Origin of the sequence: Streptomyces sp. Isolate_45 (assembly GCF_024721315.2) — a bacterium.
Lineage (GTDB): Bacteria > Actinomycetota > Actinomycetes > Streptomycetales > Streptomycetaceae > Streptomyces.
The window spans coordinates 1-10,195 of record NZ_JANFAK020000234.1; the positions used below are offsets into that span (position 1 = coordinate 1).

A 10,195-nucleotide genomic window follows, 5' to 3' on the forward strand; every position below is an offset into this window, starting at 1 on the left:
GCCCCGCCGAACGCTCCGAGCGCCCGGACCGCTCGCCGATACCGCCGCGCCCGGCCGTCGCCACGGCCCCGCCGGTCCCCGCGGACCCCACGGCGCTGCCGGGCAGCGGCTCCCGGGTCGTCGCCAGGCCGGCCGACCAGCCGACAGCACAGGAGGACGGAACCGGTGGACGCTGAGCGCGGGCCGCGACGCGCGGAGGTCGGGCGGTCGAAGACCGCGACGACGCTCCTCGCACTCGGCGCGGCCGCAGTACTGGTGTCGGGCTGCGCGTCCATGCCGACCCGCGGCGAGATCCGTCCCGTCGAGGCCTCGCAGGGCGTCGACTCCCAGGTACGGGTGTTCGGCGTGCCCCCCGCCGACAAGGCGAGCCCCGCGGACATCGTCGAGGGCTTCCTCGAAGCCATGACGAGCGACGACCCGCAGCTGGAGACCGCGCGCAAGTACCTCACCCCGGACGCGGCGAAGGAATGGAGGCCCGGCTCGGCCGTCACCGTCCTGTCCGCGGGCCTCGACCGGCTCCCCGTCCAGGGCGAGAAGGACCCCGACGGCCCCCGCTGGAAGGTCACCGGCAAGAAGCTGGCGACCGTCGACGAGCGCAGCGCCTACCAGCCGGAGACCGGCGGCGGCCGCTACGAGGAGTACCTCCAGCTCGTCCAGGTCGACAAGCAGTGGCGGATCGCGACCCCGCCCAGCAGCCTCGTGCTCAGCGAGTCCGACTTCCAACGCATCTACAAGCCGGTCAACAAGTACTACTTCGCGGGCAACTCGCTCGTCGCGGACCCGGTGTACGTCCGCCAGCGCAGCGACCCCGAATCCCGCATGGACCCGACCACGCAGACCGTCCAGTCGCTGCTCGCCGGACCCTCCAAGTGGCTCGGCCCCGTCGTCTCCACCAGCTTCCCGACCGGCACCGAACTGCGCGAGGGCACCAAGTCCCTCTCCTACGACGGCCAGAACACCCTGCGCGTCCCCCTCAACCGCAACGGTGCCAACGTCGCGCAGCCGCAGTGCCAGAAGATGGCCACCCAACTCCTGTACACCGTCCGGGACCTGACGGGCTCCCGGCTGGACCGCGTAGAACTGCTGCGCCCCGACGGCAAGTCGCTGCTGTGCGCCGTGACCGCGGCGTCCGCCGCCGCGTTCGTCAGCCCGACTCCGTCCCCCGAGCACCAGTACTACGTGGACAAGGACTTCAGGCTGGTCCGGATGTTCCTCAGCGTCAACGCCGAGGAACAGCAGGACAAGGCCGAGCCGGCGCCCGGGCCGCTGGCCACCGCCGCCGGTTTCAAGGTGGGCTCGGCGGCCGTCACCTACGACGAGAAGCGCGCCGCGGTCGTCTCCTTGGACGGGCGCGACCTGTACGTGGTCACGCTGACGACGGCCGGCCCGATGCCGCAGCCCCTGCTGAACAGCAAGAACGGCAAGCTGACCGCACCGAGCTGGGACGCCCACGGCGACCTGTGGGTCGCGGACCTCGACCCGCAGACCCAGGGCCTGTGGCGGATCCCCGGCGGCACCGGCACCCCGCAGAAGGTGGACGTCGCCGGACTGGACGGCCGGATCACCGCCTTGAAGGCCTCCTCGGACGGGGTGCGCCTCGCGCTGCTCGTCGAGAAGGAGGGCGGCCGCAAGAACCTCTTCACCGGCAGGATCGAACGGCCCGAGGGCCAGGGCGACGCCTCGCGGGTCTCGGTGCGCGAGCTGCGTCCGGCTGCCCCGCAGATGGCCGAGGTGACGGCGATGAGCTGGGCGCCGCGGGGCCGGCTGCTGGTGGTCGGCCGGGAGAGCGGCGGCGTCGACCAGGCCCGCTACATGCTGGCGGACGGTTCGATGGTCGCGGCGAGCCTGCCCGGGGCGACCGGGCTGACCGCCATCGCGGCCGCCGAGGACGAGTCCCGGCCAGTGGTGGCCTACTCCGGCGAGGACGGCATCGTGTGGCTGCCGCCGGGTGCGCAGTGGCGCACGGTGGCGGCGGGCGGCCAGGCCCCGGTGTACCCGGGGTGACGGGCCGCGCGGGCTGACGGCTGACGGGCCAGGCGGTCCGACGGGCCGGGCGGTCCGACGGGTGCACGCGGTTCTACGGGGCCGGCGGGTGCACGCGGTCCGACGGGTCCCCCAGGGGCCCGTGGCCCAGGGGTTTTCCACAGGGGTGGCGGGCGCGGTGCGGGCCCGCCACAGTGGAACGCGGGGGTGCGGCCGTGCGGGGTTGGTGGCAGGAGATCTCCGCTCTGGTGCTCCCGGTCGACTGCGCGGGCTGCGGCGCGGCGCGGGCGCTGTTGTGCGCGGACTGCCGGAGCGGGCTGAGCGGGTCCGGGGCCGGCCCGGTGCGTCCCGCGACGCGGCGGTCCGGGTCCGCGGGGCCGGTCGGGTTGCCCGTGGTGCACGCGGCCGCGCGCTACGAAGGGGCCGTACGGGCGGTCGTACTGGCCCACAAGGAGCGCGGGGCGCTTCCACTGGCCGGGCCGCTGGGCCGCGCCCTGGCAGCCGCGGTGCTCCGCGCGGACGAGGGTCGGCCGGGTGAGTTGGCGCTGGTCCCGGTCCCCTCGGCACGGCGGGCCGTTCGGGCGCGCGGTCACGACCCGGCGCGCAGGATCGCGCTGGCCGCCTCGGCGCGGCTGCGGCGGGCCGGTACGGCCGCGCGCGTGGCACCCGTACTGCGCCAGAGCAGGCGGGTCGAGGACCAGGCGGGCCTGGGGGCCCGGCAGCGGCTTGAGAACCTCTCGGGGGCCCTGGAGGTCCGTCGCGGCGGTGCCCCGCTGTTGGCCGGGGTCCGGATCGTGCTGGTGGACGACGTGATCACCACCGGGGCCACCCTGGCGGAGGCCGCCCGGGCACTGCGGGAGGCCGGACTGCGGGTCGCGGCCGCCGCCGTGGTGGCGGCGCCGGCGGACTCCTTCGGCCGGAACCGGTCGGGAACCCGAACAGAGCAAAAATCTTGCGAATAGATTTGGAACTGCTGGGGAATGCGCAACGTTGCAGGTAGTAAGAGGGAACAGCCACCTGAACGGAGGTATGTTCCGGTAGCGGGTGCCGACAACCGGCATTGAGAGATATGTTCGGTTGTGAGGAACTGGCGATCCTTGGGCCCCAGGTATCGGAGCACCAGTCCGCCCGTTTGGAATCTTCGTGAAGAGGGTGTGTCTCTCTACTCCGAAGTCGGTGGGATGTAGATCTTGCCGATGGGGGAGGAGGAGGTGAAAGTCGCCAAGTCCGAGGCTCCGGTGTTCACCGGAGTCTGGTGCGAAAGGGAGACGCTTCGCCGCACGAGGCGGGGCTCTCCGGGAACGGAGTTCTGCGTGGACATCGTCGTCAAGGGCCGCAAGACCGAGGTGCCCGAGCGGTTCCGCAAGCACGTGGCCGAGAAGCTGAATCCGGAGCGGATCCAGAAGCTCGACGCCAAGGTGATCAGCTTGGACGTCGAGGTGTCCAAGGAGCACAACCCGCGGCAGGCCGACCGTTCCGACCGCGTGGAGATCACCCTGCATTCGCGGGGCCCGGTGATCCGTGCCGAAGCCGCCGCGGCCGACCCCTACGCGGCGCTCGACCTGGCTCAGGACAAGCTGGAGGCCCGGCTGCGCAAGCAGCACGACAAGCGCTACACGCGCCGCGGCAACGGCCGGATCCCGGCGGCGGAGGTCGCCGACGTGGTGCCGGGAGTCGCGTCGCTCAACGCAAACGGCGAGCCGGTCGGCGAAGAGACGACGGACGGGATCCCGACGACCCGGATCGGGTCGCTGGAGGTCCAGGGCGAAGGCCCGCTCATCGTCCGCGAGAAGACCCACTCCGCCGGACCCATGTCGCTCGACCAGGCCCTGTACGAAATGGAACTGGTGGGCCACGACTTCTATCTGTTCGTTGACTCCGAAACCAAAATGCCCAGTGTCGTCTACCGGCGTCACGCCTACGACTACGGCGTCGTCCACCTGAACGCCGACGGCGCCTCCAGCTCCGACGAGGGAGCGGCCGGCGCGGGCGGTGCTCTCGGCGGCTGACCACCGGCTGTCGCCCCCGTGGGACGCCCGGCGTTCCGCGGGGGCACCTGCATGGACGTGTATGAGCCAGTCGAATTTCGCCGGATCCCCGCCCGACGGTGCGGACGTGGAATCATGGCGGGCAGTCAGCCGGCGCCCCATCCCGCCGGTTCGGCCCAGCAGCTCAGCACATGCAGGGGGAGGAACGATGGCGGACAGCTTCGGGCCGGTGCGCGGTGACGACGGCGCGAGCTGTCGGGAGGCGGACCCGGCCGGCGAGCCCATCCGGGTTCTCGTGGTCGACGACCACGCCCTCTTCAGGCGCGGCCTGGAGATCGTCCTCGCGCAGGAGGAGGACATCCAGGTCGTCGGCGAGGCCGGGGACGGGGCGGAGGCGGTGGACAAGGCCGCCGACCTGCTGCCGGACATCATCCTGATGGACGTACGGATGCCCCGGCGCGGCGGCATCGAGGCCTGCACCTCGATCAAGGAGGTGGCCCCCTCCGCGAAGATCATCATGCTGACGATCAGTGACGAGGAGGCGGACCTCTACGACGCGATCAAGGCGGGCGCCACGGGCTACCTGCTCAAGGAGATCTCCACGGACGAGGTCGCGACGGCGATCCGCGCGGTGGCGGACGGCCAGTCGCAGATCAGTCCGTCGATGGCGTCGAAGCTGCTCACCGAGTTCAAGTCGATGATCCAGCGCACCGACGAGCGCCGGCTGGTACCGGCCCCGCGGCTCACGGACCGCGAGCTGGAGGTCCTGAAGTTGGTGGCCACCGGCATGAACAACCGTGACATCGCGAAGCAGTTGTTCATCTCCGAGAACACGGTGAAGAACCACGTCCGCAACATCCTGGAGAAGCTCCAGCTGCACTCCCGGATGGAAGCCGTCGTCTACGCGATGCGGGAGAAGATCCTGGAGATCCGCTGAGGCGCAGGGCCGCTCACGCGCCGCGCGCGCGGAGTTCCGCCGTCACCGCCTCCGCCTCCCGCGCCGTCGTCGCACGGTCGACGCGGACCTCCTCGCAGCCCACCCACCGGGCCGCCTCCCACAGTGCCTCGGCCATCGCGCCGGCCGCTTTCGGGGACGTCAGCGACAGCTGGCGGGCCACCAGGGTGGCGCCCTCGCGGCCGGGGTCGACGCGCCCCTGGAGCCGGCCGCCGGACAGCAGCGGCATCGCGAAGTACCCGTGGATCCGCTTCGGTTTGGGGACGTAGGCCTCCAACCGGTGGGTGAAACCGAAGATCCGCTCGGTCCGGGGACGGTCCCAGACCAGCGAGTCGAACGGGGACAGCAGGGTGGTGCGGTGCCGGCCGCGCGGTACGGACGCCAGGGCCTCGGGATCGGCCCACGCGGGCTTGCCCCACCCCTCGACCGTCACCGGGACCAGACCGGATTCCGCCACGACCGCGTCGAACTCCTCGCCCTTGAGGCGGTGGTAGTCCGCGATGTCGGCGCGGGTGCCGACGCCCAACGAGCGGCCGGCCAGGGCCACCAGGCGCCGCAGGCACTCGTAGTCGTCCAGGTCGTCGTGGAGCAGGGCGTCCGGGACGGCCCGCTCGGGCAGGTCGTAGACCCGCTTCCAGCCGCGCCGCTCGGCGCACACCACCTCGCCGGTGTCGAGCAGCCACTCCACGGCGATCTTGGTCTCGGACCACTCGAACCACTCGCCGCCGTTCTTGGCGCCGCCGAGCTCGGTGGAGGTGAGCGGCCCCTCCGCGCGCAGCCGGTCCAGGACCGCCCCCGTCGAACGGTCCTTGTCCTGGAGGACGTGCCAGCGGTGGCCGCGCGCCCGGCGGGCGCGCCGGCGGAAGGCGAAGTGCGGCCACTCCTCCATCGGCAGGATGCAGGCGGCGTGCGACCAGTACTCGAAGGCGTGGCTCTGCGACCAGTAGGCCCGCTCGACGGTGCCGCGGCCGACCGCGCCCAGGCGGGCGTACGGGATCAGCTCGTGCGAGCGGGCCAGGACCGAGATCGTGTCCAGCTGCACGGCGCCCAGGTGGCGCAGGACGCCGCGGACGCCGCCCTTGCGGTCGGGCGCCCCGAGGAAGCCCTGCGCGCGCAGGGCGATGCGGCGGGCCTCGTCGGCGGACAGGGACAGGGTCGGCTGCGGCAGGCGGGTCATGAGCCGCAGCCTAGGCCGGGCCACCGACAGCGGGCAGGTGGGCGAGCGCCGGGGTGAGGCCGAGGTCGGCGGGGAGCAGCGAGCCGATCCAGCAGTCGCGGGTGGTGTCGCCCTTGCGCAGGGCGCCGCGCAGCAGGCCCTCCATCGTGAAGCCCGCCTTCAGCGCGACGGCGCGGGAGCCCGCGTTGCCGACCTCCGCGCGCCATTCCAGTCGTACGGCGCCCAGCTCGGTGAAGGCCCAGCGGGCGACGGCCGTCACGGCCTCGGTCATGAAGCCCCGCCCCCGGTGCTCCTCGACCGCCCAGTAGCCGATCTCGAAGGCGTCCGGTTCGCGCCGGTGCAGGCCCAGGGCCGCGACCAGGGGGCCGTCCGGCGCGATCCGCACGGCGAAGGAGTAGGCGGTGTCCTCGCGCCATCCGGTGGGGACCACCTCGTTCACGAAGTGGTGGGCGTGGACGCGTTCGTAGGGGGAGGGGACCATCGTCCAGCGCTGGACGTCCGGGTCCTGCGCGGCGGCGTACACCTCGTCCTCGTCGGTGGGGGCGAAGGGGCGCAGGGCGAGGCGGCCGGTGGTGAGCGTGATCGGCTTCATGGGCGGATTCTGCGGCCGGGGGAGGTGGTGCCGCGAACAGATTTCGCAAAGCCCTGCCGTGAAGTGCGGCACCTTCGGCCGTTCCCGTACGTTCTCATTCCGGGCGTCCGTGCCCTACGGGAACGGCGGACCTCCCGACGCGACCACGTCCTCGCTTACGATGGCCGTTGCGGTGGGGCCCACCTGCCGTGCCCGTGTACGTACAGTGCCCAGGCCCGACCGGCAAGGAGACAAACCTCGGTGTCCGTCTTCAACAAGCTCATGCGTGCAGGCGAAGGCAAGATCCTGCGCAAACTGCACCGCATCGCGGACCAGGTCAACTCCATCGAAGAGGACTTCGTCAACCTCTCCGACGCCGAGTTGCGTGCGCTCACGGACGAGTACAAGCAGCGTTTCCAGGACGGCGAGAGCCTGGACGACCTGCTGCCCGAGGCCTTCGCGACGGTCCGTGAGGCCGCGAAGCGCGTCCTCGGTCAGCGTCACTACGACGTCCAGATCATGGGTGGCGCGGCGCTGCACCTCGGTTACGTGGCCGAGATGAAGACCGGTGAGGGCAAGACCCTCGTCGGCACGCTGCCCGCGTACCTGAACGCGCTGTCCGGCAAGGGCGTCCACCTGATCACGGTGAACGACTACCTCGCCGAGCGCGACTCCGAGATGATGGGCCGGGTCCACAAGTTCCTCGGCCTGAACGTCGGCTGCATCCTGGCGAACATGACGCCGGCGCAGCGCCGCGAGCAGTACGGCTTCGACATCACGTACGGAACGAACAACGAGTTCGGCTTCGACTACCTGCGCGACAACATGGCCTGGTCGCAGGAGGAGCTCGTCCAGCGCGGCCACAACTTCGCCGTGGTCGACGAGGTCGACTCGATCCTCGTCGACGAGGCCCGTACCCCGCTGATCATCTCCGGCCCGGCCGACCAGGCGACCAAGTGGTACGCCGACTTCGCCAAGCTGGTCACCCGCCTGACCAAGGGCGAGGCGGGCCAGCCGCTGAAGGGCATCGAGGAGACCGGCGACTACGAGGTCGACGAGAAGAAGCGCACCGTCGGCATCCACGAGGCCGGTGTCGCGAAGGTCGAGGACTGGCTCGGCATCGAGAACCTGTACGAGTCGGTGAACACCCCCCTCGTCGGTTACCTCAACAACGCGATCAAGGCCAAGGAACTCTTCAAGGCCGACAAGGACTACGTCGTCATCGACGGCGAGGTCATGATCGTCGACGAGCACACCGGCCGCATCCTGGCCGGTCGCCGCTACAACGAGGGCATGCACCAGGCGATCGAGGCGAAGGAAGGGGTGGACATCAAGGACGAGAACCAGACCCTCGCCACGATCACCCTGCAGAACTTCTTCCGCCTCTACTCGAAGCTGTCCGGCATGACCGGTACGGCCATGACCGAGGCCGCGGAGTTCCACCAGATCTACAAGCTCGGCGTCGTCCCGATCCCGACGAACCGCTCGATGCAGCGCAAGGACCAGCCCGACCTCATCTACCGCACCGAGGTCGCCAAGTTCGCCGCCGTCGTCGACGACATCGCGGAGAAGCACGAGAAGGGCCAGCCGATCCTCGTCGGCACGACGTCGGTCGAGAAGTCCGAGTACCTCTCGCAGCAGCTGTCCAAGCGCGGCGTCCCGCACGAGGTCCTCAACGCCAAGCAGCACGACCGCGAGGCCACGATCGTCGCCCAGGCCGGCCGCCGCGGCGCGGTCACGGTCGCCACGAACATGGCCGGTCGCGGTACCGACATCAAGCTCGGCGGCAACCCGGACGACCTCGCCGAGGCGGAGCTGCGCCAGCGCGGCCTCGACCCGGAGGAGCACATCGAGGAGTGGGCGCACGCCCTGCCCGAGGCGCTCAAGCGCGCGGAGGCGGCCGTGAAGGCCGAGTTCGAGGAGGTCAAGTCCCTGGGCGGGCTGTACGTCCTCGGCACCGAGCGGCACGAGTCGCGTCGCATCGACAACCAGCTGCGCGGCCGTTCCGGCCGTCAGGGCGACCCGGGCGAGTCCCGTTTCTACCTGTCGCTCGGCGACGACCTGATGCGCCTGTTCAAGGCGCAGATGGTCGAGCGGGTCATGGCCATGGCCAACGTCCCCGACGACGTCCCGATCGAGAACAAGATGGTGACGCGCGCGATCGCGTCGGCCCAGTCGCAGGTCGAGACCCAGAACTTCGAGACGCGCAAGAACGTCCTGAAGTACGACGAGGTCCTCAACAGCCAGCGCGAGGTCATCTACGGCGAGCGCCGCCGCGTCCTGGAGGGCGAGGACCTGCACGAGCAGGTGCGCTTCTTCATGGACGACACCATCGACGCGTACATCGCGGCCGAGACGGTCGAGGGCTTCGCCGAGGAGTGGGACCTGGACCGGCTGTGGAACGCCTTCAAGCAGCTCTACCCGATCAAGACCACGGTCGAGGAGCTGGAGGAGGCCGCCGGCGACCGCGTCGGGATCACCGCCGAGTTCATCGCGGAGTCCGTCAAGGACGACATCCACGAGCAGTACGAGTCCCGTGAGAAGGCGCTCGGCTCCGACATCATGCGCGAGCTGGAGCGTCGCGTGGTGCTGTCGGTGCTGGACCGCAAGTGGCGCGAGCACCTCTACGAGATGGACTACCTCCAGGAGGGCATCGGCCTGCGGGCGATGGCCCAGAAGGACCCGCTGGTCGAGTACCAGCGCGAGGGCTTCGACATGTTCAACGCCATGATGGAGGGCATCAAGGAGGAGTCCGTCGGCTACCTGTTCAACCTGGAGGTCCAGGTCGAGCAGCAGGTCGAGGAGCTCCCGGTGCAGAACGCGCCGTCCCTGACGAAGGAGCCGGCGGCGCGCCCGGAGATCCGGGCCAAGGGCCTGGAGGCCCCGCAGCGTCCGGACCGGCTGCACTTCTCGGCCCCGTCCGTGGACGGCGAGGGCGGTGTCATCGAGGGCGAGTTCGACTCGGACGGCTCGGCCGACGGCGGCGACGGCATGACCCGCGCGGAGCGCCGCAAGGCGCAGAAGGCCTCCGGCGGGCGGCGCCGCAAGAAGTGACCCCGTAGCGGGTCGTACGACGGCCGGGGCCGGGCACCGTGAGGGTGCCCGGCCCCGGCCGTTCCCCGTTCCCCCGACGCGCCGCACCGGCGGGTCAGGGGCGGGGGGCTCCGACCTCCACCGCCGCGCAGCGCCAGCGCAGGTCGGAGCCCTGCTCCAGGCGGAAGGCCATCGCCGAGACCCGGTCGCCCGTCGTGATGCGGGCGAACGCCTCGATGACCCCGGGGCCGGGGTGGAAACGGCCGCAGTGCCGCAGCACGGGCCGCAGACGCTCGCGCAGGGGGCCCGTCGGGGCCAGGGTGACCAACTGCTCGTACGCCTCGCCGACGGTGAGGCCGAGCAGGGAGTGGACGGGCCGCTGCCCGCTGAGCACCGCCAGGAGGCGCTCGGCGAACCAGTCGTGCGGGCCGCCGGGGCGCCGGACCGGGCGCGGGACGGCCTGCGGGACGGCCTGCGGGACGGCCCGG

Annotated in this window: 8 protein-coding genes; 5 read left to right on the forward strand and 3 right to left on the reverse strand. The window is 71.3% G+C overall.

Features of this window, described 5'->3' with window-relative positions; genetic code table 11:
* Window positions 1-165: 165 nt before the first annotated feature.
* The 4 genes from NOD94_RS38070 to NOD94_RS38085 all read left to right on the forward strand — a co-directional run bounded on the left by NOD94_RS38070 (window position 166) and on the right by NOD94_RS38085 (window position 4,908).
* Window positions 166-2,004, forward strand: coding sequence for an LpqB family beta-propeller domain-containing protein (locus NOD94_RS38070; RefSeq protein ID WP_281210823.1), 1,839 nt, complete (start codon window positions 166-168; stop codon window positions 2,002-2,004).
* 194 nt (window positions 2,005-2,198) lie between these two features.
* Window positions 2,199-2,945 carry a phosphoribosyltransferase family protein gene (locus NOD94_RS38075; protein ID WP_281210824.1) on the forward strand — a complete coding sequence of 249 codons (747 nt, stop codon included), beginning with the start codon at window positions 2,199-2,201 and terminating at the stop codon, window positions 2,943-2,945.
* Window positions 2,946-3,296: 351 nt separating this feature from the next.
* Complete coding sequence (gene raiA / locus NOD94_RS38080; protein ID WP_281210825.1) at window positions 3,297-3,992, forward strand: ribosome-associated translation inhibitor RaiA; 696 nt, start codon at window positions 3,297-3,299, stop codon at window positions 3,990-3,992.
* A 187-nt stretch (window positions 3,993-4,179) separates the two neighbouring features.
* A complete protein-coding gene (locus NOD94_RS38085; protein ID WP_281210826.1) occupies window positions 4,180-4,908 on the forward strand; it encodes a response regulator transcription factor in 729 nt (242 codons plus the stop codon).
* A gap of 13 nt (window positions 4,909-4,921) precedes the next feature.
* Here NOD94_RS38085 and NOD94_RS38090 read toward each other — a convergent pair whose 3' ends face one another.
* Together NOD94_RS38090 and NOD94_RS38095 are read right to left on the reverse strand one after the other, a co-directional pair.
* Window positions 4,922-6,103 carry a crosslink repair DNA glycosylase YcaQ family protein gene (locus tag NOD94_RS38090; protein WP_281210827.1) on the reverse strand — a complete coding sequence of 394 codons (1,182 nt, stop codon included), beginning with the start codon at window positions 6,101-6,103 and terminating at the stop codon, window positions 4,922-4,924.
* Window positions 6,104-6,113: 10 nt separating this feature from the next.
* A complete protein-coding gene (locus tag NOD94_RS38095) occupies window positions 6,114-6,695 on the reverse strand; it encodes a GNAT family N-acetyltransferase (RefSeq protein WP_281210828.1) in 582 nt (193 codons plus the stop codon).
* Between the two features lie 240 nt (window positions 6,696-6,935).
* Between NOD94_RS38095 and secA the strand changes: the two genes are divergently transcribed.
* A complete protein-coding gene (secA, locus tag NOD94_RS38100) occupies window positions 6,936-9,728 on the forward strand; it encodes a preprotein translocase subunit SecA (RefSeq protein WP_281210829.1) in 2,793 nt (930 codons plus the stop codon).
* A gap of 94 nt (window positions 9,729-9,822) precedes the next feature.
* On the opposite strand, the gene NOD94_RS38105 is transcribed toward secA, so the two are convergent.
* Window positions 9,823-10,195 (reverse strand): Rv3235 family protein (locus NOD94_RS38105; RefSeq protein WP_281210830.1); only part of this gene is annotated, 373 nt, incomplete at its 5' end.

Excerpts from the sequence above, each read along its gene's own strand:
- NOD94_RS38085 (WP_281210826.1), top strand. The coding sequence starts at position 4,180 with ATGGCGGACAGCTTCGGGCCGGTGCGCGGTGACGACGGCGCGAGCTGT.
- NOD94_RS38090 (WP_281210827.1), bottom strand. The coding sequence starts at position 6,103 with ATGACCCGCCTGCCGCAGCCGACCCTGTCCCTGTCCGCCGACGAGGCC.
- NOD94_RS38095 (WP_281210828.1), bottom strand. The coding sequence starts at position 6,695 with ATGAAGCCGATCACGCTCACCACCGGCCGCCTCGCCCTGCGCCCCTTC.